18 protein-coding genes are annotated in these 23,519 nt (G+C 67.1%); 5 read left to right on the plus strand and 13 right to left on the minus strand.

Annotation, left to right across the window (positions count from 1 at the left end; genetic code table 11):
• The first annotated feature begins 582 nt into the window (after positions 1-582).
• From AB4Y42_RS06180 to AB4Y42_RS06190, 3 genes are read left to right on the plus strand one after another with little or no spacing between them, the layout of a single operon-like run.
• Entirely contained in the window at positions 583-1,260 is a 678-nt protein-coding gene (locus AB4Y42_RS06180) for a CsgG/HfaB family protein (RefSeq protein WP_368693667.1), read from the plus strand.
• A 58-nt stretch (positions 1,261-1,318) separates the two neighbouring features.
• Positions 1,319-1,684 carry a DUF4810 domain-containing protein gene (locus AB4Y42_RS06185; protein ID WP_368693668.1) on the plus strand — a complete coding sequence of 122 codons (366 nt, stop codon included), beginning with the start codon at positions 1,319-1,321 and terminating at the stop codon, positions 1,682-1,684.
• Positions 1,685-1,698: 14 nt separating this feature from the next.
• Complete coding sequence (locus AB4Y42_RS06190) at positions 1,699-2,364, plus strand: DUF799 domain-containing protein (protein ID WP_368693669.1); 666 nt, start codon at positions 1,699-1,701, stop codon at positions 2,362-2,364.
• Positions 2,365-2,456: 92 nt separating this feature from the next.
• Here AB4Y42_RS06190 and rpoD read toward each other — a convergent pair whose 3' ends face one another.
• From rpoD to AB4Y42_RS06210, 4 genes are all read right to left on the minus strand, one after another.
• Positions 2,457-4,439 (minus strand): RNA polymerase sigma factor RpoD, encoded by a 1,983-nt coding sequence (gene rpoD, locus AB4Y42_RS06195; protein WP_368691809.1) that lies wholly within the window; start codon positions 4,437-4,439, stop codon positions 2,457-2,459.
• Between the two features lie 411 nt (positions 4,440-4,850).
• On the minus strand, positions 4,851-5,441 hold the full coding sequence (locus AB4Y42_RS06200) for a class I SAM-dependent methyltransferase (RefSeq protein ID WP_368693670.1): 591 nt from the start codon (positions 5,439-5,441) through the stop codon (positions 4,851-4,853).
• Positions 5,442-5,587: 146 nt separating this feature from the next.
• A complete protein-coding gene (locus tag AB4Y42_RS06205; protein WP_368693671.1) occupies positions 5,588-6,025 on the minus strand; it encodes a GFA family protein in 438 nt (145 codons plus the stop codon).
• 259 nt (positions 6,026-6,284) lie between these two features.
• Positions 6,285-6,626, minus strand: a complete 342-nt coding sequence (locus tag AB4Y42_RS06210; protein WP_342923052.1) for a helix-turn-helix transcriptional regulator — start codon at positions 6,624-6,626, stop codon at positions 6,285-6,287.
• Positions 6,627-6,705: 79 nt separating this feature from the next.
• Here AB4Y42_RS06210 and AB4Y42_RS06215 point away from each other — a divergent pair, with 79 nt between their 5' ends.
• On the plus strand, positions 6,706-7,602 hold the full coding sequence (locus AB4Y42_RS06215) for a hypothetical protein (protein ID WP_368693672.1): 897 nt from the start codon (positions 6,706-6,708) through the stop codon (positions 7,600-7,602).
• On the plus strand, positions 7,550-7,798 hold the full coding sequence (locus AB4Y42_RS06220) for a hypothetical protein (RefSeq protein WP_368693673.1): 249 nt from the start codon (positions 7,550-7,552) through the stop codon (positions 7,796-7,798). The genes AB4Y42_RS06215 and AB4Y42_RS06220 overlap by 53 nt, the downstream gene beginning before the upstream one ends.
• A 112-nt stretch (positions 7,799-7,910) precedes the next feature.
• On the opposite strand, the gene bcsR is transcribed toward AB4Y42_RS06220, so the two are convergent.
• The 9 genes from bcsR to bcsB form a co-directional block, all read right to left on the minus strand.
• On the minus strand, positions 7,911-8,120 hold the full coding sequence (bcsR, locus tag AB4Y42_RS06225) for a BcsR/BcsP family cellulose biosynthesis protein (protein WP_368693674.1): 210 nt from the start codon (positions 8,118-8,120) through the stop codon (positions 7,911-7,913).
• A complete protein-coding gene (gene bcsG / locus AB4Y42_RS06230; RefSeq protein WP_368693675.1) occupies positions 8,120-9,706 on the minus strand; it encodes a cellulose biosynthesis protein BcsG in 1,587 nt (528 codons plus the stop codon). The genes bcsR and bcsG overlap by 1 nt, the downstream gene beginning before the upstream one ends.
• Positions 9,707-9,745: 39 nt before the next feature.
• Complete coding sequence (gene bcsA, locus AB4Y42_RS06235) at positions 9,746-12,340, minus strand: UDP-forming cellulose synthase catalytic subunit (RefSeq protein ID WP_368693676.1); 2,595 nt, start codon at positions 12,338-12,340, stop codon at positions 9,746-9,748.
• Complete coding sequence (gene bcsQ, locus AB4Y42_RS06240; RefSeq protein WP_368693677.1) at positions 12,337-13,170, minus strand: cellulose biosynthesis protein BcsQ; 834 nt, start codon at positions 13,168-13,170, stop codon at positions 12,337-12,339. Before bcsQ ends, bcsA begins: the two co-directional genes overlap by 4 nt.
• Complete coding sequence (locus tag AB4Y42_RS06245) at positions 13,167-13,370, minus strand: hypothetical protein (RefSeq protein ID WP_368691800.1); 204 nt, start codon at positions 13,368-13,370, stop codon at positions 13,167-13,169. The genes bcsQ and AB4Y42_RS06245 overlap by 4 nt, the downstream gene beginning before the upstream one ends.
• A gap of 9 nt (positions 13,371-13,379) precedes the next feature.
• Positions 13,380-15,233 carry a cellulose biosynthesis protein BcsE gene (gene bcsE, locus AB4Y42_RS06250; RefSeq protein WP_368693678.1) on the minus strand — a complete coding sequence of 618 codons (1,854 nt, stop codon included), beginning with the start codon at positions 15,231-15,233 and terminating at the stop codon, positions 13,380-13,382.
• A 72-nt stretch (positions 15,234-15,305) separates the two neighbouring features.
• Entirely contained in the window at positions 15,306-19,319 is a 4,014-nt protein-coding gene (locus tag AB4Y42_RS06255; protein WP_368693679.1) for a cellulose synthase subunit BcsC-related outer membrane protein, read from the minus strand.
• Between the two features lie 101 nt (positions 19,320-19,420).
• Positions 19,421-20,752, minus strand: coding sequence for a cellulose synthase complex periplasmic endoglucanase BcsZ (gene bcsZ / locus AB4Y42_RS06260; protein WP_368693680.1), 1,332 nt, complete (start codon positions 20,750-20,752; stop codon positions 19,421-19,423).
• 2 nt (positions 20,753-20,754) lie between these two features.
• Complete coding sequence (gene bcsB / locus AB4Y42_RS06265; protein ID WP_368693681.1) at positions 20,755-23,172, minus strand: cellulose biosynthesis cyclic di-GMP-binding regulatory protein BcsB; 2,418 nt, start codon at positions 23,170-23,172, stop codon at positions 20,755-20,757.
• Positions 23,173-23,519 lie beyond the last annotated feature (347 nt).

A 23,519-nucleotide genomic window follows, 5' to 3' on the forward strand; every position in this document is an offset into this window, starting at 1 on the left:
AAACAGCTCCACGCCGATGATAGTGCGGATTGCCCGTGTGAAAGTAGGTAATCGTCAGGCTCCTTATGCAGTACGTCCAGAACCCCGGTGGCTCCGAAAGAGCACCGGGGTTCTGGCGTTTGGGCGCAAGAAAAAACAATCATTTCCAGCGACCTGATTTATTCGCGGCCAATACCAAAAATCTCCAAACCGCTTTAAATCGCATTTCATGCATGCGTCAATACGCCTCAGAAATCGCGCAAATAAAAATCTGATTCGCATTAAATTGCAATTTTCCTAAAGTTTCTCCCTAATCCGGCCGATAGACGCGTGTGTAGTCATTAACTACAAACTAAAGATCACACGCTACACCAATAAAAACCGGGGAGCTTCCGCGCATGCACTCGCCTGCGGGAAGCGAGAAACATGCACGACCGATGGAATGACTTGCGCGCGCAGCGAAGCTCTGCGCCCTCTATCTCCGCCGCAACGACGCTTGCGGGGACGCCCTGCGTGCTCAGCGTGCACGCCGCCGCCGTCTGGCACCGCATCTCGCCAATCTCCCTTGTCCAGCCGTTTTTGCCCTGACAACAAGGAGAATTCATGAAGTCGTCCAAAACGTGGGGTGCGCTTCTCGCCGCCGCCACCATCGCAGCCCTCGGCGGTTGCGCGACGGAGTCGTCGCGTTCGCTGCCAGTGCCGCCTGTCACCAGCGCGCAGCGCCCTGCCGTCGGCAAGCCGGTGCAGATCGCAGTCGGCAAGTTCGATAATCGCTCGAGCTACATGCGCGGCATCTTCTCCGACGGCATCGACCGGCTCGGCGGGCAGGCCAAGACCATCCTGATCACGTCGATGCAGCAAAGCGGTCGCTTCAGCGTGCTCGATCGCGACAACCTCGACGAGATCCGCCAGGAAGCGGGCTTCACCAAGAAAGCCCAGGCGATCAAGGGCGCCAACTATGTCATCACCGGCGACGTCACTGAGTTCGGTCGCAAGGAAGTCGGCGATCACCAGCTGTTCGGCATTCTCGGCAGCGGCAAGAACCAGATCGCCTACGCGAAGGTGAGCATCAACGTTGTCGATACCACGACTTCGGAAGTCGTCGCATCGGCGCAGGGCGCGGGCGAGTACAGCCTTTCGAACCGCGAGATCATCGGCTTTGGCGGCACCGCGAGCTACGACTCGACGCTCAATGGCAAGGTGCTCGAGCTCGCGATCCAGGAAGCGGTCAACCATCTGGCCGACCAGGTCGACGCGGGCGCGCTGCGCATCGCGCACTGACCGTCCACGTTGTCCGCGCTTCACGCTGAATCAGAACAACTACTCATACGGGGTTTTCATGAAATACATCGGCACGCTTCGGGGACTCTGCCTGCCCATCACGGCGGCAACGCTGCTGCTCGCAGGCTGCGCGAACACCACGCCGCCGCTCTACCAGTGGAGCGGCTATCAGCCCGGGGTCTACGACTACCTGAAGGGCGAGAAGGCGCCGCAGCAACAGATCGATGCGCTCGAGAAGTCGCTGCAGGAGATCCGCGCGAAGGGCAACATGCCGCCGCCCGGATTCCATGCGCAACTGGGCCTGCTCTACGCGAACGTTGGCAACGACACGCAAGCCATGCAGGAATTCGACGCCGAGAAGCACCTGTTCCCGGAGTCGTCGACCTATATGGACTTCCTCATGAAGAAACCGAAACAACAATAAGCGAGCGTACCGATATGTCCAGATTTTCCACACTCAAGCTCTGGCTGGCTCTGTCCGCGCTCGCATTACTGGCCGCCTGTGCACAGCCGGTCAAGCACGCGGATTACACGGCGTTCAAGAACGCGCGCCCGCGCTCGATCCTCGTGCTGCCGCCCGACAACGCGACGACGGATGTGAATGCATCGAACAGCATGCTCTCCCAGATGACGATGCCGCTCGCCGAGGCGGGCTACTACGTGATTCCGGTCGCGGTCATGGAGGAGACGTTCAAGCAGAATGGGCTGACGACGGCAGGCGACATCCAGCAGACCCCGCCGGAGAAGCTGCGCGAGATCTTCGGCGCCGATGCGGTGGTGTACTCGAAGATCACGCAATTCGGGACGCAATACCGTGTGCTCGACAGCGCGACGGTGGTGACGGCGACGGCGAAACTCGTCGATCTGAAAACCGGCAAGGTGCTGTGGCAAGGCGCGGCAAGCGCCAGCAGCAACGAAGGCAACAACAGCAGTGGCGGCGGCCTGATTGGCATGCTGGTGGTGGCGGCAATCAAGCAGGTCGCGAATTCGCTGACCGACAAGAGCCACGATATCGCCGGTGTCACGAGCTATCGTCTGCTGCACGCGGGCCCGCCGACGGGCCTGCTCTACGGTCCGCACTCGCCGAAATACGGCACGGACTGACTGGCGTTCGCGTCGCATAAAGAAAAAGCCCGTCACCGGAAGGTGACGGGCTTTTTTCAATCCGGCTCCAGAGAGCGCAGCGATAAATCCGCTTAGCGCTCGAGGAACGGACGCAGCTTGTCTGCGCGGCTCGGGTGCATCAGCTTGCGCATCGCCTTGCTTTCGATCTGGCGGATACGCTCGCGCGTCACGTCGAACTGCTTGCCCACTTCTTCGAGCGTGTGGTCCGACGTCGTGTCGATGCCGTAGCGCATACGCAGCACCTTCGCTTCGCGCGGCGAGAGAGCCTTGAGCGCCTCGTCGATGGCAGCACGCATGTTCGCGTGGATCGCGGCATCGGCCGGCGAGGCCGAACCTGCGTCCTCGATCATGTCGCCGAGCGTCGCGTCGCCGTCGTCGCCCACCGGGCTTTCGAGCGAGACCGGCTGCTTGGCGATCTTGAGGATGCCGCGCACCTTCTCTTCGGTCATGCCCATGCGCGCGGCGAGGTCCGCCGGATGCGCTTCCATACCCGTTTGTTGCAGGATCTCGCGCGAAATGCGGTTGAGCTTGTTGATCGTTTCGATCATGTGCACCGGCACGCGGATCGTGCGCGCCTGGTCGGCGAGCGCACGCGTCACGGCCTGACGCACCCACCACGTCGCGTACGTCGAGAACTTCCAGCCGCGGCGATATTCGAACTTGTCCACCGCCTTCATCAGGCCGATGTTGCCTTCCTGGATCAGGTCGAGGAACTGCATGCCGCGGTTCACGTACTTCTTCGCGATCGAGATCACGAGACGCAGGTTGGCCTTGACCATCTCACCCTTCGCCTGACGCATCTTCGATTCGGCGACGGTCATGCGGCGATTGATCGCCTTGATCTGCTGCAGCGACAGCGATGCGGCCGCTTCGATCTCGGCGAGCTTGCGCTGCTCTGCCTGGATAGCCGGCAGGCTGCGCTCGATCGACGGACCGTACTTGCTCGACGCGGCTGCGGCGCGCACGCCCCAGTCCAGATCGGTCTCGTGGCCCGGGAACTGCTCGACGAAGGCTTCGCGCGGCATGCCGCAGCGATCGACGACGATGGAGAGCACATTGCGCTCGATCGCGCGAATCTGCGCGACCTGCTCGTGCAGCAGCGAGCACAGGCGGTCGATGGTGCGGGCCGTGAAGCGGATCGGCGCGAGTTCCGTCTGGATGTCGGCGCAGATCTGCATTTCCGCGGCCGAGGCGCGCGCATTCGCGTCCGACGTGCAGGCCATCTGTTCGAACAGCGTGCGAACGCGCGCGAAGATCGCGAGGCTGTCTGCCTTCAGTTGCGCGAGCAGGGCTTCGTTGGCCTTGCTGTTGTCGGCGTCGCTGTCTTCGTCGTCGTCCGAGTCGTCCGACTCTTCTTCTTCCGATGCCTGGGCTTCGACTTCTTCGCTCGCGTCTGCGTCGGCCGCCGCGGCCGGTTCCTGCGCGGCTTCGTCGCTGCCGATGCCGTCGACGAGTTCGTCGATGCGCATCTCTTCAGCCGCGACGCGGTCGGCGTCAGCGAGGATGGTCGCGACGATCGACGGGCATGCCGCGATCGCCTGGATCATTTCCTGGAGGCCGTCTTCGATGCGCTTCGCCACTTCGATTTCGCCGGCGCGCGTGAGCAGCTCGCTCGAACCCATTTCGCGCATGTACATGCGCACGGGGTCGGTCGTGCGGCCGAATTCGGAGTCGACGGTCGAGAGCGCGACTTCGACTTCTTCGTCGGCTTCGTCGTCGGCCTGCTGGTCGGCGCGGGAATCTTCGTTCAGGAGCAGCGTGTCGGCGTCGGGCGCCTGTTCGTACACCTGCACGCCCATGTCGTTGAACGTGGCGACGATCGTTTCCAGCGCGGCCGTCTGCGCGAAGTTGTCGGGCAGATGGTCGTTGATGTCCGCGTGGGTCAGATAACCGCGTTCACGGCCGAGCTTGATGAGCGCCCGCATTTGATGCTGGCGTTTTTCGAGTTGCGAACCTGCGTCCATGGGCGTCGTATCGCCGGTCTTGTCTTTGGACGAGCGGCGTGCGGGGCGGGCAGACGAGGTCAGCGCGTCGTCCCGGTCATGGCTTGTCAATACATTCTCCTCGAAGGGATAGCCCGACAAGGGCAAAAAGGGTCACGCGCCAGCGGCGTGGCGTCCTGGCGATGACGAAATTGCAGGGGAGTGGGCGGGGCGCATGCCGGTCCCGCCAAGCGAGCGCCAAACGTCTGACGACGTGGCAGCCTGGATTTTCGTGCAATGCAGAAAGACCGCGTATGGTAGTGCGTTACGGCATGCGAGGCAACCCGAATCGTCGTGTTTGCGGCACATTGTCCGCCTTTAGGGTCGTACCGCTTGATAGCGTTCCACCTTACATATTTCCTACATGAGTCCCTTAGACCAATTTTCAAGCGAGAAGTTCACGTTTTTGTCACTCGCCTCGCCTATGGCACGCTGTTATTCCCCGCGAATTCCCCGTTGTCCGATCGTCATGCGCGGCAGCGCTCACGCGCGAATCGCGACAATACGTTGAACGCGTTTGCCGGAGGACCGGTTGACCGTCTCCTCGTCGAGCGCGATGGTCGTGCCCTCGAGCGCGCCGGTGATGAGCGCCGGATCGAACGCACTATATAGACGTCCCGCCGGGTCGCGTGCGCTGTCGCCGTCGGTTACGCGCCAGCTCAGATAGAGCACGCCGCCGGGCCCGAGCAGTTCGACGAGACGGCGGCAGGCCGCGCCGATCTGTGCGACGGGCAAATGCATGATCACGGTCTCGCAGAGGACGTTGTCAAAGCTCGCGGCGGGCACATCCTTCAGTTCGGGCAACGCGGCAAGACCGAAGGCGTACTGCGGGTAGTCGGCGGCGGCCTGTGCGATCAGACCCTCCGACGCGTCGTAGCCCGTCGTCGGGTAACCATGGGCGTTCAGCCATGCCACGTCGCGACCCGACCCGCAGCCGATGTCCACCGTCCTTCCCTCCCGCCGGAAATACTGCATGAGACGCGCATAGAGGTCGTCGGGCGCAGGCTGGTTCGCCCATTCGGCTGCGTAGTCTGCAGCGCCACTCGTGTACGTCTCGATCGTCATGGAGTCCATATGGGGCTCGCCGTTCTTGTGACAAGAGGACAGGACGCTTCGAGACTAGCCGATCAACGCAAAGACAGGCAGTTGCGCGGCGATACCGGGATGGCCGCTGCCACGCTCGCCAATGGCGCCATGCGACAGAGCCGACGCACGCAGCGTCAGGGCGGGAATTTGTCGTACTGGGGCAGCGAATCGGCGATCTCGAACCACGGCGCTTTCGAGCGCACGAAGATATGGCCGGCGGGGCGGATGTCGGGCGGATCGGTCAGCGTGCCGAGCGTCACGTGCACATAGGCCCCTTCGCGCACGACTGAATAGAGCAGCGAGCCGCAGCGGCCGCAATGGATGTCGTGGGCGGCCTGCGGGTCGCCGTAGACCAGCGTCTGCCCTTCGCCCGCGGTGAGTCGCAGCGCCCCGCTTTCGATGCCCGCAAACGGCTTGAACGCGGAACCCGTGGCGCGGCGGCACTGCGAGCAGTGGCAATTGAATGCGTAGCGGAACGCATTGGCTACCGCATAGCGCACGGCGCCGCAAAGGCACTGGCCGCGCAGCGTGGCGGGAGCATTCGTGTGGGTGGGGGCAGTGTCGGCGGACATGATGGGCGCGGTGCTCTGGTGGCAAGTGTCGAACATTGCGATCGGGCGGCTGCGATGTGCGCACTCACATCATACGTTTGAGTCGCCCGCAGCGCAGGAAAACGCAAAGGTCACCACATATGGGGATTGGCCGGCCAGTCATGGCCTCCGCACGGTTCGTGGCGCCCCCGTCGCCCCGAAATGCAGGGCAAATTTCCCATGGATGGCTACCTTTGGCGCCCTCGCGCAAAACGCACCGCCCAAGCCCACCCAGGCGAATCTACGCGCCCCGTTCCCTCAACTCCTTCAATCCCTTGATGACGACGAGCAGCGCGCGGCCGTGCTCTTCCGAGCCGTCCCACGCCTCGACGATCGCATTGCGCAGCAATTCGTTGTAGGCGGCGGCGTGCCGGCTCGACGGTCGCGCCTGCACACCATAGAAACTGCATAGCTTATTGAATGACGCGCTCCGGCGTACCCGCCGCCCGTTCGACGTGCGAAGACGCGAGACAGTAGGCTGGCTGACCCCGGAAAGCCGCGCAATTTCGCTGGCAGAGCGTGAATCGTCCGATAACCGCCGCAGCAGTTCCTGCACCGGAAAATGAGTATCTGGGGCTTCCATGTCATGCATTATACCTATACAGTAACGGTTATTGAATTGCCCGCCAAAATCGGCGGGCGGCTGCATTCCGAGGAAGTCGATGGCACTACAACACCTACCGCCCACGTTTTGCTGGTCCCGAATCGGGCCAGAGGCCGGCGTCGATCTCCCCACGCTGGTCCTGCGCAAGGAGTGGGAGCGTCGGCAGGGCGGCGGGCGTTTCCTGTGGGGCATCGGCCAGTCGCTCGGCAACAGCGCTCAAGTCGCCGCGCTGCGCACGGGCTCGCTGCTCGCCCTGTTCTCGCCGGCGGCGAGCCGCCCGCGCGCCACGCAAGACAAGTGCGCCAAGCGTGCCGGCGTGGTCGTCTGGAATGCGTGGGTCGATGCGAGTGGCCAGGTGCGCCAGCTCCCGCAGCACGTGTTCGTCACGAGCAGCGCCACGCTGCCCTCGGGCGCCGCGCGCGAGCATCACTACGCGCTCGTGTGCGTCTCGCCAACCGAACTGAGCGTCGGCAGCTCGCTGCGGGTGGTTCCGGAGCGGCTGCGCAGCGTGAGCACGGCGAAGCCGCCAAGCCGCTCGCAGGGCACGGTAGTGGTGGATTGCGTCGAGCGCGCCGCCCAGGCGGGCGGCAAGAGCCATCCGCTCGTGTTCACGGCGGAGCTGGAGGCGCCGTACTTCGTGCGGCTCACGCAGCCCACGCTCGTCAAGGCGCGCGACCTCGCGGCCATTCACGAGGCGTCGCGCATGGGCGACTTCGACACCTACGCAGATCTCACCAAACGCGTGCGCAGCGAGGCCTGCGCGCAGCAGGCGCGCGGCGTCACGCGCGATCTCTTCGACGTGCCGCCTGCCGAGCACACGGCGTCTTCACGGCTTGGCGGCGCAAGAACGCGCCATGTCTCCCGGGCGGGAGACTGGACACAGCTGACAATGGAACTCTTCCATGGCGATTCACATCCGTTCACAAGAGGCCGAGGCCGCGCAACGCTTTTTTGAGGCGAGCCGCAACGTCGACCGGGCATTTCGCGCCCTGCGTGGCGAGGCCAACGACCACGTGGCCGCGCCGCCTGGCTATGGCGCCGCGCAATCGCGCCTCGACCACGCGCTGGACGAACTGGCGCGTGCCGAGGCGTTGTTCGATTCGGTTACCGAATTGCAGGCGCGTCAGACCAGGGATCATCAGGACCACTGAGGAACTGGCGCGATGACCCGCGAAGCGGCGCGCACCGGCACGGGTCCCACGACGCTGGTCGCCGTCGAGCAAAAACGGCGGCGGGTCGTGGCCCGCGAGTTCGCGCGCTAACTCAGTCCTTTTCCCCTTCAACCGGCAGCTCCAGCACGGCCGCCACCAGTGGCCAGCGCTGCGCGGCCGCCTGCCAGGCGTCCTCGGCTTGAACGTCGAGATAACGGTCGCGGTCCACGCCCTCGACGAGACGCGCGAGCGCGTCGATATCGCTCGGCAGCGCGGGACCACTGCGCGAACGCCGGCCGGACCCCCACAAGCGCATCGCCATTACTTGCCCTCCACCCACACGCCGTCCGGCGTATGGATCACGTAGCCGGTGGGCGTCGTCATCGTCACCGTGCCTTCGTTTTCGCCGACCATGCGCGTTTGCGGCAGGTTGTTCGCATACTGCGCGAGCGGCGGCGCGCCGGTGGCGAACGGGCTGTGCGCCACGAGATTCGACAGCAGCTGCGCGAGCGCGAGATAGCTCGTGGGCGTGTCGATCGTCGTCACGCCGCCGGTGTGCTCGCTGCCGGCCGGCAGACCCACCACCTTCACGCCCACCGGCACGTGGACGATGTTCGGCGTGGGGATCTCGCGCATGCCGGCAATCTGGTTCTCTTCGCCCTGTAGCGCCGCGCCGTGTTCGGGTACGAAGACGATCACCGCCTTGCGCCCCGACTGCGCGACGAGGTCGATCAGCTTGTCGACGTCTCCGAGCAGCCGCTGCAGGCGAATCGGGTAGGACTGCAGGCTCGTGAGCTTGTCGTTCGGCGTGGGCAGCCGGTTGCCGTCGTGCATCGAGACCGTGTTGTAGTAGAGCGCGACTGGCCCGCCGCCAGCGGCAATGCGCTGCTTGTACCAGCGCGCGAGCACGTCGTAGTCGTCGGCCAGCGTGGAACCGTCGAACTCCTTCATGAACTCCGGGAAGCCTTCGTTCGCGGGGATCGTCACGCCCGGCACGCCGATTTCACTGATCACCGTGCTGCGGAAATTGTCGAAACGGCCGTTGTGGTTGAGCATCGCGTTCGGCGTGTAGCCGGCCTGCGCGAGCTGCGCGAACAGGTGGCACTCGGCAGGCGCGGGGTCATAGAGCGCCTTGTGCGGCTCCTGCCCGCAGGTGGCGCGCAGCACGCGGATCGCGGCGGGCCCGCTATAGCTGGCCCCCGAGCTGAAGTTCTGGAAGATGTAGTCGAAGCGCGAGAAGAGCGGGTTGTTGCGCATCTTCACGACATCCATGTCGTTCCACGAGAGCGAGCAGATATGCACCACGATGATGTCGAACTGCGCGCTCGCATCGGTGGTGAGCGGCGTGAAACTCACGTGCCGGCCTTCTTCGTTGGCGCGGAACGCCGCGAGCTGCTGGTCGTAGCTGCCCGACTGCTCGTCGCGCTTCTTGCCCGTGCCGCTGTCCTCGTCGCCGGTGCTGGCGAGCGAAGCATTGGCGGTGGCGTTCGCCACGAACGTGCCCACGCCCTGCCAGACCGGCATGACGACGAGCGCGATCAGCACGAGCGTCGTCACGCGCACCCAGCGGTTGATGAGGAAGTAGAGCAGCACGGCGATCACCGCCGACACGACCATCGAAAGCGAAATCACGCGCCGCGTGAGTTCGAACATGTACGAGGGCGTGAAGGTGAGGAGCACGGGGATCTGCGAGATCGCCCGGCCGATGTCGGGCATGCTCGACTCGTGGTACGCAATGGCGATGCCCACGATCACGGCGATCCCATTGCGCGCGATACGCAGCCACCGGTTGTGCAGCGGCACGAGCAGCAGGATGACGAAGGCGAAGTTCATCCACCACTCGGGCTTGAGCGTGCCGATCGAGTAGAGGTACAGCTTGGCGAGGAAGTAGAGATTCCAGAGACCCATAGTGTTTCGCGTTCCAGGGTGTAGCGGTGGTTCCGGTGATCAGGGCTGGCGGACCTGGCCGGCCCGGCGTCGCGTGAAGAGGTTTTCCAGCGCGTCGAAGAACGCGTCGATGAGGCGCATGTAGCCTTGCCAGCTCAGCTCGATCAGCTGAATGAGGCCGTGCAGCGGCGCGTCGGAGGGCGGCACGTCCTCCCATTCGAGCCAGGCATCGGCGCGGCCGAACGTGCATTCCACGAGCTTGCGCTCCATCTCCATCGTCATGCCGACGAAGCGCACGCCGAGGCGCCGGTCGGCCAGACGCGCGACCACGGCGGGGAAGTCGTGCTCCAGCACGCCGCGCGCGAGCGTCACGTTGATGCGCTCGCCGGGCTCGAGCTTCGCGACGGCGTCGGCGGGCAGCATGAGGCCGATGCCGCCCATCGAATAGTTCTCGGTCTTGCAGGCGAGCGTGCGGCCGTCGGGCAGCGTGAGCATGGCGGGCACGCGCAGCGGAATGCGGTGCGCTACGCGCACCTGCTTCGCTTCTTTGGCCACGCCGAGCGCGAGCCCGAGAATGGTGAGATTCACGCCGGCCCAGAAGAGGTTCATGAACACGGTGGCGGGTTCCTCGGACCGCCAGATCGTGAGGCGGCCGATGCCGGCGAGCACCGAGCACACATTGATCGCGAGCAGCACGAGGTAGGGCTTCGAAATCGTCCAGTCGAGATACTCGTGCTCGATATGGCCGCCCTTCGAGGTCACGTTGAACTTGCCGAGCTTCGGATTGATGAGCGCCATGGTGGTGGGCAGCACGATGTACCACGCGAGCACGGACTCATACGCTTCGGCCCAGAACGAATGCCGGTAGCGTCCCTGGATGCGCGAGTTGGCAATCGCGGCAATCACCAGATACGGCACCACGTAAGCGAGGATCACGGGCGCAGGCGTGTTGATCACGTGCAGTCCGAAATACAGGTACGCGCCGGGCATCACGAGGAAGATGAGCCGCGGGAAGCCGTAAAAGAAGTGCAGCATGGCGTTGCTGTAGCACATGCGCTGGAAGAACGAGAGCCCCTTGCCGATCCACGGATTGTCGACGCGGAAGATCTGCGTCATGCCGCGTGCCCAGCGGATGCGCTGGCCGATGTGGTCGGCGAGGCTGTCGGTGGCGAGGCCCGCCGCCTGCACGGTGCGCAGGTAGGCCGACGTATAGCCGTGGCGATGCAGCCGCAGCGAGGTGTGGGCGTCCTCGGTCACGGTCTCGGTCGCGATGCCGCCAATGTGCTCGAGCGCCGAGCGCTTGATGACCGCGCACGAGCCGCAGAAGAACGTGGCGTCCCAGAAGTCGTTGCCGTCCTGGATCAGCCCGTAGAACAGGCTGCCTTCGTTGGGCACGCGGTGGAACGTGTCGAAGTTGCGCTCGAACGGATCGGGCGAGAAGAAGTGGTGCGGTGTCTGCACCATCGCGCATTTTTTATCGGCGAGAAAGACGCCTATGGTCGTTTGCAGGAAGGAGCGCGTGGGAATGTGGTCGCAGTCGAAAATCGCGATGTATTCGCCTTCCGTGAGCGGCATCGCGTGATTGATGTTGCCCGCCTTCGCATGTGTGTGTTCGTCGCGGCGCAGGTAGCCCACGCCCGCCTCGCGCGCGAAGTCGCGGAATTCGTCGCGGTCGCCGTCGTCGAGAATGTAGACGCGCAGCTTGTCGCGCGGCCAGTCGATCGAGCTTGCCGCGAACACGGTTGGCCGCACCACCGAAAGCGGCTCGTTGTAGGTCGGAATGTAGAGGTCGACGGTCGGCCAGTCGGCGGGGTCGTCGGGCAGCGGCTGCGGCTTGCGGCGCAGCGGCCACGCGGTCTGCACATAGCCGAAGATCAGCACAATCCACGTGTAGAGCTCGGCCGCGTAGAGGATGTAGCCGACGATGGCCTCGGCGGGGCTCGAAAGATGCAGAGTTTGCGTGCTGCGCCACCAGACGTAGCGGCCCGTCATGAGGATCGAGAGCATCACCATGAGCATGGTGGCGAGGCGCCCCGGCAGGCGGCGCGCGATCATCACCACGACGTACACGAGCAGGAACAGCAGCACCTGGCCGGCGAACGGCAGCGGCGTCGTGCACACGGCGACCGCCGCGACGAACGCGAGCCACAGGAGGCCCTGGCGCAGATAGGGCACGCTGTCGAGCGCCGCCGAAAGCTTTTCGAGTTGCTGCTCGATGCCTTCCCACGGCACGTCGGGCAGGCGCGCGCCGACTGCCGCGCTCGCGCGCGCGGCGCGGCGATAGATCGGTTCGAGCCGCCTGTCGAGCCACGCGCGCAGCGCGAAACGATGATGCCCTTGCGGCGCCTTGTGAAGCTTGCGCAGATCGGCGGCGAGACGCTGACGCGCGCGCCGCGGGCGCAGGAAGATGCGCAGGAGCCACGCTCCAGCGGTGCGGTCGCGGCCGATGTTCAGGCGCTGGCGGATGTCCTTGCCGAGCTGCGCGAAGGCGAGCGCGGGCACGTCGCGCTGGCCTGGGCGCGGCGGCCGGAAGAAGGCGCGCAGCAGCCACTGGCCACCCGGCGCGTCGGGCGCGAGATTGAGCTCGGGCGCGCTCAGGTGGCGCAGTGACACCCAGAACGCCGTCCACAGGCCGACGATGCGCTCGCGGATCATGGCGTGCTCCCGCGCGCAACGTGTTGCGCGAGCAGTTCGTCGGGTGCGTCGAGGCTCGCACCCGTGCTCCAGTGCGAGAGCCACGAGGCGATGCCGTGAAGGTCGTGCGCGGCCTGCGAGCTGGGCGCGCTCAGGCAGAAGTTCTCGCCGGCGGCGAGCGCGGCGGGCACACCGGTGTCCGCATGCACGAGATACGGCAGCATGGCGGCGCCGAGGCGCGCGCGCAGCAGTGAAACGACGTCCATGTGCAACTGGCGCGCGGGCACGACCGCATTGGCGACGAACACGCTGCGCTTCTGTGCGCGCACGAGCGCGGCGATCAGGCGCGGCAGCGTCGCGCAGGCGGTGGCGCAGGGCGTGAGGACGCCGAGCACGAGGTCGGCGGCATCGATCGCCTGGCGTGCGTGTGCCGAGGGCCACGTGCCCGCATCGACGAGCGCGATCGCATGCGCCGGCAGGTCAACGCGGGCGAGCAGTTCGCGCAGCCAGCCGGGGCGCGCGTCGAGCAGCGCGCTGGCGTCGTCGTCGCGCGGGTCATCGGATGCATGGCCGCCCGCGAGGCTGCCCCACGGCAGCACGAGCACGCCGTCGTCGCTTTGCAGCGCGGCGCGCGACCAGGCGTCGCCGGCGCCGGGGCCGCCTGCCAGATGCGTGACGAGCCCTTCGCGCGCGCTCTCGCGCAGGCCGAAATGCAGCGCCAGCACGTTGCGCGGGTCGCATTCCGCGGCGAGCGCAACGTGTTCGCGCGCTGCCAGCAGACCGGCGAGCGCGGCGGTGAGGGTGGTGCGGCCCGCACCGCCCACGCTGGAGACGATGGCGATGGTCTTCATCGGCGCGGCCCCGTCTGGCCGAAGCGGCGCTGGCCGCGAATCAGCAGGGCGTCGACCTGCGGCGGGAGCTGGAGCGGGCGCGAGCGCGCGGGGCGCAGCCACATGGGCACGAAGCGCGCGAGACGCAGGCGCCAGCCGATCCAGTAGAGCGGCACGGCCAGTATCAAGCCCCAGACGAAGTAACCGAGGAAGATGTTCATGTCGCTCTCCTATGCTTTGAGCGGCAGCGGCGCGCGCTGCGGCGCGGCGCGCGGTTTCGCGTTGTCGGTGCGCGCGGCGGCGTCGAGCGCGGGCAACAGGTTGCCGTTTATGGGAGCGATGTTGACGGGCACTGCGGGTTCCGGCACTGCGGTTGCCGTCGTGGCTGCCGTCGCTGCGCCCGGTGCAATCGCGGAAGCCGCCGCCGGCGGCACGGTCTGGCCGTTGGCCTGCACGGAGACGGCCGCGGCCGCGGCGGGCTGCCCCTCGTTGATCGCGAGCCAGCCCGAATAGTCGGGCGGCGGCGTGCTGTCGATTTCGTCGCCGAGCGTGGTCAGCGCCTCCGTGATCGCGCGTCCGTCGCCGTAGCGCTCCTCGCCCTGGAACAGTTCGGCGAGCGGCCGCTGGAACACGCGCTGGCACACGGCGTCGGCGTCGCTCAGGCGGCAGGCGAAGAAGAACACGTAGAGGCTGTCGCCGCTCGCCGTCACGATGTCGCCCGCGCGGCGCAGATGGCACGCCTTGAGCGCATCCACGTGCGCGACTTCCGGCATCAGCGCGAGGCGAATCAGCACGCTCGGCAGCTGGATCACGCGGCTGCGCTCCACCGCCGCGCTCACGAGTTCGACGAAGTGCGCGGCGCCTACGTAGCCGCTCTCCTCGCCGTGCACCACGGCGGCGAGCGCCGCACGGTAATCGGCGGGCATGGGCCGCGAATACACCTGGCCCTGCAGACTGTCGACGATGGCCTCGACCTGCGCGAGCGGCGTCTGCCGCGCGATCACGCGGTTCGCGCCGAGGTTGAGCATGAGCGACTCGTAGCGCATGGCCACGGCGTCCTCGCGGACGATGATCTTGAGCGCTTCGCCGCACTGCAGGCGCAGCGTGTGCACCTGCTCCGCGAGCATTTCCAGGTCGCGGTTCACGCTGAAATCGAGAATCACCGTGGCCGCGACCGAGGTGCGCGCGGCGGCCACCGCGGCCTCGTTGTTATCGACGATCTGCCAGGCGGGCGGCAGGACGCGCTCGTGCAACAGCGCGTCGCGCGAAACGATCACGCGGCCTTCGTCGGGCGCGAGCAGGCCCGCCTCGCCGATCTCGGTTTCGAAGGTGCCGCCCGAAACCGTGAGCCGGTGATCGGCGGCGGAAAAGCGCAGCGGCACGCTCTGGCTGCCGTGCACGGCATCGCCCGCGCGCCAGAACGCGACTTCCCAGTGATACTGACCCTGCACCTGGTGCAATTGCGCGGCGCCCGCGAAGCGCGCCTGGAAGGCGGCCAGCTCGGGATGCTCCTGATCGTCGCCGAGGCCGGGCGGCGCCGCCACCATCAGCACACCATAGCGATGCTGTGCGCACCAGCCCGCGAGTTGCGCGCCCTGCGCTGCAAGCGCGGCGGGGTCCTGCCAGTTGAAGAACACGTCCGCGCCTTCGATGAAGAACTGGCTTTCGGGCGCGGCGCACTGCTCGGCGAGCGCGTTGAGCGCTTCGATCAGCACCTGCGCGCCGTCGCGCTCCGGCAGCGGGCGCAGCGCGCATACGTTTGCCCACGCATGCGTCGAACCGCTCCTGTCGAGATCGACGCCATGGTCGAGCAGCGCGGCCGCGAGGCTCGCGCCGTCACGCGTGGAAAGGACGGTGGCGGGGCCCGTGAGCGCGGCGGCGGCGGTTTGCCAGAACAGCGCGTCGCGCGCCGGCGAGGCGCTCGCGTAGACCACGTGCACCTGGCCCGCGCCGAGCGAAGCGAGCGAGGCCGGCAGGCCGTCGATCGCGAGCGGCTCGCGGCGCGCGAGCCGCGAGAACAGCGAGCGGCGCGTATCGCGGCCGGCGCCGGCGGGCGCAGCGGAGAGGGTGGCGGGATCGTTCATCGTATTGCTCGTCTCGCGGATTTCATCGTCGCGGGTTTCATCGTCTTCATGCGCGCTCGCTTCGTGGCCATGTCAGTAGGCCGAATAAGGGACGACCGGCCGCGGCGGGAACGGCACCGGCCCCTTCTGTGGCGAGAAGAAGTAGCGCAGGTAAAGCACCCCTACGTTCGGCGCGTAGTCGCGCGAGCGGTCGAGCCGGAAGCGGCCGCCTACCACGAAGTGCTCCGTCACGCGATATTCGGCCGCCGCTTCGACCGTATAGCTGAAGCCGCCGCCCGAGCCGCCGCCAAAGAACGGCGAACCGAGGTCGTTGGCGCTCATGAACGCGAGCGCCTGGGCCTGCAGGCCTGGCCGCGTCGGGTAGAACGGCGACTCGTTCTCGTTGGTGAACGACATGCCCACCGATCCGTCGATCTCCCAGGAAAGCTTCTTGTAGCGGCCGGTCCAGTCGAGCGGAATGCTGACCGAAAAATAGCTTTGCGGACTGTAGTAGCCGCCGTTACCGAACGTGTAGTTGTGTTCGTTCTTCGAGTACTTCCAGTAGTTGAGCGTGAGGCCGCTCGACACGATCTGGTCGGGCCGCTTGAACACCGACCAGTCGTAGCCGCTGCGAACCTTGAACTCCTGGTTGGTCTCCACGTTGGTGCCAGTCAAGAGGCCGAAGCCTATGCTCGTGAAGATCGTGCCGGGCCCGAAGTCCTGCGCGCCGCGCACGGTGAAGCCGTTGCGCACCACGCCGCCCCACTTCTCGCCCGTGACCGGATCGATGCCGCCCGCATAGGAAACCAGGCTGGCGGTCACAGGGCGGCGCGAGACGTCGAGCGAGAGCGACGAACCGCTCGGGAAGTCGTGGCGGTACTGAATGCCGCCCAGCACGCTCGTGATCGGGAAGCCCACCGGCGTGCTGCCGATGTCGGCGCGCCAGCTGTTGTTCGCACCGCTGAACTCGTAGCCCGCCGCGAGCGCGACGCCCGTCGCGGTCTCGTTGACGGATCCGAGCCCGGCGTTGCCGAGCGCGGCGATCTTGCCGTACTTGTACGCGATGTCGAGGTCGTTGCCGGGCAGCGTGCCCGCGTTCAGATAGACCGTATCGGCGTGGAAGAAGTAGTGGCCCGTATAGCCATCAGGAATGCGAACGTATAGCGGGACTTCGGTGGCGTGCAGCTCGGAAATGCCGGGGTCGCCCGAGAGGTTCGACTGATACCAGCCGGTCGCGACCTGCCCCTGCTTGCGGTCTTCCAGGCTTTGCAGCGCGCGGCCCGCCGAGGTCGTGCCGTCGGCGTCGGGCTGCGTGCCTTCGGCCACTTCCTGCGAGCGCGAGGTGCGATAGAGGCTCGCGGCTTCGTTGTAGTTGCCGCGCGCCTGCGCAACGCGCCCCGCCTGGATCGTAATGTCCGGGTTGTCCGGATACTGCTCGCGCAACGGATCGACCACGGCGGAAGCCTCGTCGTTCAGCCCGAGCGCGGTGAAGCGCCGCGCCACGGCAAGGCGCGTGTCGATGTCGTTCTCCGCGGTGTCGGCCAGCACTGCGCGCACCATGTCGGCGGCCTCCCGGTCTCGGCCCATGCGCTCCAGCATACGCGCAACGGCGAGGCGTGCATCGGCGTCGTCGGGTTGCGTCACGAGCACCTTCTGCGCGGAGGCCATTGCGCCCTTGTAGTCGCCCTTCGCTTCGCGCAGATCGACGTCTTCGAGCAGCCAGCGCTTGGTCGTTTTGAGGCGGTCGGGCACGGCGTCGAGCGTATGGCGGGCGGCCGTCAGGTCGCCCGCCTCGATCTGGCGGTCGGTTTCGCGCGCGACGAGGCGCAGCTCCTGGTCGTCGAGGCTGGCCTTCTGTTCGTCGGTGAGGCCGGGCTGATCGCGCGTCGCGTCGATCCAGTTCGCCCACGCGTCGTCGCGGTTGGCCGCCGCGAGCAGCTCGCCGTAGCGCACGCGCGCGCCGTTCGCCGCCGGGTCGTCGGGGTGCGCCGCGAGCCAGTCCTGCACGAGCTTCAGGCCCCGGTCCGGCTCGCCGATCGCGATCCACTCGCGCCCGACGGTGGCGAGCATCTGCGGATCGTTGGCGGCGTTCGCGTCGGCGGCGGCGGAATCGAGCAGCGCGCGCGCCTCGTCTTCCTTGCCCTGAGCGATGAGCTGGCGGGCCTGCGCGATCTTCTTCTGCGCGGCGAGATTGCCCATCAGTTCGCGCATGCCTTCGCTGCGCTGTGCTTCGGGCACGGCGTCGAGTTGCGCGGCGGCCGCATCGACGTCGTCCACGGAATTCAGATAGAGCGCCGTGGCGTAGCGCATGTCGGGCGCCTGCGAGACCTTGAGGCCGTCTTCCATGACCTGGCGGCCCAGTGCGGGCAGGCCCAGATCGCGGTACTGGCGCGCGAGCCTGAAGCGCGTCCAGGCGTCGTCGGGCGTGAGCCGCACGGCCTCTTCGAGTTTCGCGATGGCCGGGCTCTTGCGGTTGTCGGCGAGCAACTGGTCGGCCTGGATCGACAGCAGTTCGGCGTGCAGCTGCTTCTGCCCGGCACTCGAACCGCTCACGCGCGGCGTCGTGGCGGCGATGAGCGGCTCGATCTCGCTTTCGCGACCCGTCTCGCGCAGCACCGTCACGAGGCCGCGCAGCGCGTCCATGTCGGGCTTCGGCGCGTTTACGAGCGGACGCAGCACGGCTTCGGCTTCGGGCCACTTTTTCTGCGCGATGAGCGCGCTGCCGAGGATATCGCTGGCGGTTGTGTTGCCCGGATCGAGCTTGAGCGCCTCGCGCGCGAGCGTTTCGGCTTCTTCCGGTTTGCCTTGCGAATTCGCCTCACGCGCCTTCGCAATGGTGCCCCAGATGGTGGCGGTCTTTTCGAGGCTGCGCCACTTGCCGGCGTTGTCGGGGTCGAGCTTGAGGGCGCGCGCGAACAGCTCGCGTGCCTCGTCGTGGCGGCCTTCGCGCAGCCGCACGAGACCGAGCGCGCCGATCGTTTCGCCGTCGTTGGGGTTCGCGCGCTGCGCATTTTGCAACGAGGTTTCGGCGTCCTTGAGATCGCCGCGATCGAGTTGCGCAAGGCCGCGCGCGCGATCGGCGGCGCCGGGGCCGGGACGGGGGCGTGCACGCGCCTGGGTGGACGCTTTTGCGTTGCCCGCGGCCGCGCCCGGCGGCGCGCTGATGACGGCAGATGGGTTCTGCGCGAGGGCTTGCGCCTGCGCCTGGCCCATCGCGCCGAGCTTCTTGCCGAGTTCGGCGACGGTCTGCTTCGCGTCGGCGTCGTCGGGCACTTCCTGCAGGTAGCGCAGATACCACACGTAATAGGCGGGATCGTCGTGCCCCGCGCTCGCGAGCGCGCGGCGCCACAGTTCGAGCGCGAACGCACGGTTGCTGTCCTGGCGCTGGTACACGTGATAGATCAGGTTGAGGCCTTCCATGCGCGTATCGGCGCGGTCGGTGAGCAGGTCGCCGAGGATCAGCGCGAGGCGGGGATCGTTCGGATTCTGCTTCACGCGCGTGCGCAATTCGCTGATCGCCTGCGCGCGGCCCGCGGTCGTGCCGGCCAGGATGCGGTAGTAGTCGCCCGCGAGATCGCCCGCGGGCGCGCCGTTCGGAAAGAGCTTGAGCAGGCGCGCCGAAGCTTCCTCGCTCTTGCCGGCGGCCGAGAGCAGGCGGATCTGCGCCATCTCCATCTTGCCGCTCGTGGCGACGCGGTAGGCGTCGTCGAGCTCTTTCGTTGCGCTCGCACTGGGCGCGATTTTCTTGAGCTGCGCGAGGATTTTCGCGGCTTCGGCCGGGCGGTTCGAGCGCAGCTCGATTTCGCCGAGCAACGCGAGCGCCTCGGGCTGCTGCGGGTCGAACAGCAGCGCTTTTTGCACGAGCCCGCGCGCGATATCCGGACGATTCTTGCCTTCCCACATGCGCGCCGCCGAGAGCAGCTGCGCGGCCTGCGCTGCCGGCGTGGCGGCATTGGCCGCCGGCTGCGGGCCTGCCTGCGCCGAGGCCAGATACGGCGAGGCCGCGAACAGCAGCGCGACGATCGGCGCGAGTCTGGGTGCGAATTTTGGTACCAGTTTTGGCACGAAACGCGGTGCGATGTTCGGCAACAAGCGTTGCTGCGGCATGCGTGAAACCGCCTCGCCTCGCGATGCGTGCGCAGCCGCGCGCCGCGCCTCACGGCGCGCGCTGCGCACACGGGCGGCGCGGCGGGCAGATGCCAGGGCGTTCAGCGCGGCGTGGGGCATGCGCTCGTCCATGCGGGGGCAACGCGGCCTTGCGCGTCGAAATGGTAGAGCCCGTCGAGGTAGCCGAGCCCGAACAACATCAGCACGCTGCTGTAGTAGCCAGGCGGCGACTTCTGCGCGAGCGTGCGGCTGCGCTCGACCTGGGCGTTCGCGAGATCGCTGCGGCCGAGCGCAGCCAGATACGGCGCGACCGCGGCGGAAAACCCGCCGTTGCCCTCGTTGGGCCCCGGTGTGCCCGTGGTCGTGTCGACGCGCTCGGGCGGAAAACCATGCGCGCCGACGAAGTCCGCGAGCGGCTTGAAGGTGGCGAGCGTGCTGGCGCGCAGTGGGTCGTCGCCCGCGAGCATGCCGGCCCACAGGTACACGCGGATCGCGTTGTAGGCGCTTTCGGCGTGCGTTTGCGCGTCGGGGGCGAAGCCGCCTTTCGCGTGATATTCGACCCAGTCGGGCGAGTAGCCCTTGGGCGCGGTCTCGTTGACGAGTCTCGCCGACGAAGCGAGCAGCGCCTTCCATTCGCCCGCCTCGGGCAGCGCGAGCATGAAGCGCCGCATGACCTGGAGCGGCACGTAGCTCGGGTTCAGGCGCCAGCCGTCCGTGCCGATCGTAAAGCCCACGGGTCCCGGCAGCACCGTACGGCCAAGACCCGGCAGCACGGCGGTTTCCTCGCGCACGATGTTGCGGGCCATCACCGTGCCGAGCGCGGTGTAGCGGCGCTCGTTCCAGAGGCGACCGGCTTCGAGCAGCGTGTAGGCGATCCAGAGGTCGGCGTCGCTGGCGGGGTTGCTGTCGATCACACCCCACTGCGGCGCTGCGCCCGAGGCTGTGGACGCCGCAACCGGCTTGCCGTCCTCGCCGATGTCGCGCCTCCCCCAGATCCATGCGGGCAGATGCGTGGCGAGGTCGCCCTGGGCGAGATTGTTTTCGGTCCACGTGAGGACCTTGTCGAAGCTCGCGCGGTCGTTCGCGACCAGCGCGAAAAAGAGCGCGTAGGACTGGCCTTCGGAAACGGTCACCTGGCGCGGCGTGCTCGCATCGATCACGCGGCCATCGGCGCTCAGCAGCGTGCTGCGAAACGCGTTCCACGCGGGCCAGGCGCAGGCCGCGGGGCTGGCGGATTTTGCAGCGCTGGCGCTGGCGCTCGCGTTGGCGGCCGGCGCGGCCGCGTGCGCCGTCGCCGCCGGCATCAGCAGCGCCAGTGTTGCGAGCGGTGCGAGCGGCGCACAGGCGAGCGCGCCCGCCGCGAGCCAGCGCATGAGCCGGGGCGCAAGCCGTGGCGCCAGAGCGGGCGCGAGCGTAGCCAAACCCGGGCGCATCGTCAGGTCCCGGAGCGGCGGGAGGCCATGCGGCCGAGCGCCCAGAACACGGTGAGCGCAACGATCAGACCGGCCAGAATGCCCGCGAGCGCCATCAGCGCCGGGTAGCGCGAGATAAACACCCAGGCGCGCGCATACCACGGCAGATCGCCGACGAAATAGCGGTTGCCCACGCGCAGGCCCTCCACCTGGCCTTCGCGGACGAGCGTGAGATCGCCGTGCATCTGCGAGATCTTGCCGCCGTCCTGGAGCGCGTCGAGCACGTCGCCGAGCTGCGCCGACGAGGTAGCGGCGAGCGCCACCACGCTCCTGCCCGACCTGAGCGGCGACTCGAAGCCGATCAGTGCCGCCATCGGTCCGCCGAGCGTGACGATCGAGCGGCCCGACGGCGTCGGGTCCTCGTCCTCGGTGCCGCCAAGCCAGCCGGGCCAGCCGCTGCGCTGGTCGCGCGTGGTCACCTCGGTCTTGCCGCGCTCGATGAGAAGCGGCAGGTCATTGCCCCACTTCTCGAGCAGTTGCGCGCCCGAGCCCGAACCGATCACGAGCAGGTTGCTGTCGCGCACGCTGTCCACCTGGCTGGCGGGCACGATCGTCAGGCGCAGCGAGGGCAGGCCGGTCCACTGGCCCATGTGGCCGAGCAGCGTGAGCACGGCTTCCTGATCCGTCGTGTCGGGCTGGTTCGGAATCACGAGGGCCGTGTCGGAGAGGTCGGCCATACGCGTGAACGGATAGCCGCTGTTCGCGAAGTAGGCGAGGTTGGGCAGCGCCGTGTAGTGCGCGAAGCCGCTGAAGTCGATGACCGAGTCGGGATCGACGGCCGCGCGCGCGACATCGTTGGCAGTGGAGGTGCACAGCCCCGTCTTCTGCGAATCGATATGAAACTGGAACTGGAACTGGTTGTCGCTGCCCACGCGGAATGCGGGGATCTCGAGGTTAGTGGCGGCGCGCGTGTCCGAGCCCGAAAGCAGCGGCACGTTGATGCGCGCTTCGTCGGAGGCGCGCGTGACGGGCCGCAGCCGTTGCGAGCGCACGAGCTGATCGTTGATGCTCACGTTGAGCACCGAGTCGTTCCACGCGGAAGGCGCCGTGTAGCGATAGCGGATGTCGAGCGGCACGTTGCCCCGCGCCCACGCATAGAGGTCGGCGGGCACGCGCAGATTCACGCGGATCGCGGGCGGGTTGTAGCCCGACACCTGCAGCTGCTGCGGGTCGGTCACCAGCTCGCGGAACAGCACGGGGCGGTCGGTGGGCACCCAGTTCGGCGCGTCGTAGGGCTTGCGCGCCGGACCGAGATCGATCGATTTCACCATTACGCTGTTGCCCGCCATGCCGGCCTGGCCGAGCGCGACCGCGTAGGCGGCGTTCATCAGTTCCTCCGGCGTGCGCCCCGCGAGCACGAGCAGCTTGCGGCCCGACTGCGGATCGGCGGCCGGGTTCGCCATGACCGAGACCGTGGGGCCCTTGATCTCCGGCAGGTTCAGCCCCTCGGGCACCTGGCCCGGCAGCACGAGCGCGATGGCGTTGGCGTCGGGCGGCACGGTGCGCGAGACCGGGAAGCGCGAGCCGCGATAGCTCGCGAGCGCGCCAAGCCACGACGAGACGACGCCCGCCGCGTGCAGCACGGGCACGCCCGCGTTGGCGGCGAGCACGAACGGCACGCGCACGAGGCGGTTGTCGTGGCGGTCGAAGAACGGCACAGGCAGAAGCCCGAGGTTGTCGGGCAGCACGATGCCCGCCGTGTTGAGCGTGAGCGACGTGTCGGGACTAATGTCGGCCCAGAGGCTCGAATGATAGGGATCCTCGCAATGATCGAGCGTGTAGTGCGCGATCATCTGCACGTTGATGCGGTTGTAGTCGGTGAAAAGGCGCGGGTCGAGATCGATCTCGCTCGTGACGAGCTGCCCGGCCGTCTCCTTCACGAGCGGAATCGTCGCGACGACTTCACCGTTCACAAACACCCTGAGATGCGAAAGCGACCAGATCAGCGAGGGCGAGTAGGTGTAGACGAGCTTGAGCTTCGCGCGGGTCACGACTTCGTCGGTGCGCACGTCGACGTTCATGCCGCCGGTGGGATCGAGGCCGCGCAGCGGGATCGGCCCGTACGCACCCATCTGTCGCAACGTGAACGTGCGCGTGCGCGGCTGCCCGAGCGGCGTCGACGCGGCAGGCTCGGGAATGACGGCGCCCGGGGCCGTCTGGATGACAACGGGCCCCGTGACGGCGGTTGACGCAGCGGCCGGAGCAGAGGCCGCAACTGGCGCCGCGGCGGGAGCGGAGGCGGGAACGTCGCTTGCGCCCGGCGCGGCCGCCCTGGTCGTCTGCGTAGCCGCGACTGCCGATTGGTCCACCGCGAAAAGGCTCGCCCCCAGCAGCAATCCGGCGACGAGCGCGCCCAGCCCAACTTGAACGGAGAGTCGCATCGCAACAGCCCTTTGTTTTCTTCGCAGTGGCTGTCTTTATCTCGCAAAGACAGCGGCCATGGATATTGGCGGCGTGGTGCCGCCAGGCGTTATCTCGAAACGGCGTCAATGTGTGGTGGAGTTTAACGGAGAGCCGTGGATCGCGCCCTATGAATGCACGTGTTTATGCCCGTTGCGTAAAGCGCGCAGATGACGGGCTGGCGCGGCCTCGCGACCGGTTTGACAGTTGGGCGCACGGGTTGGGCCGGCGGGTCGGAGCGCCTGACAATTCGTGCGCGCGCAACGAATGGCGGCGGCGTTGCGAGCGCGCAACGCGGGCGTCGGAGATCATGCGCCGAGAGCAGCCT

The sequence above is a fragment of the Paraburkholderia sp. EG286B genome, from assembly GCF_040965655.1.
GTDB lineage: Bacteria > Pseudomonadota > Gammaproteobacteria > Burkholderiales > Burkholderiaceae > Paraburkholderia.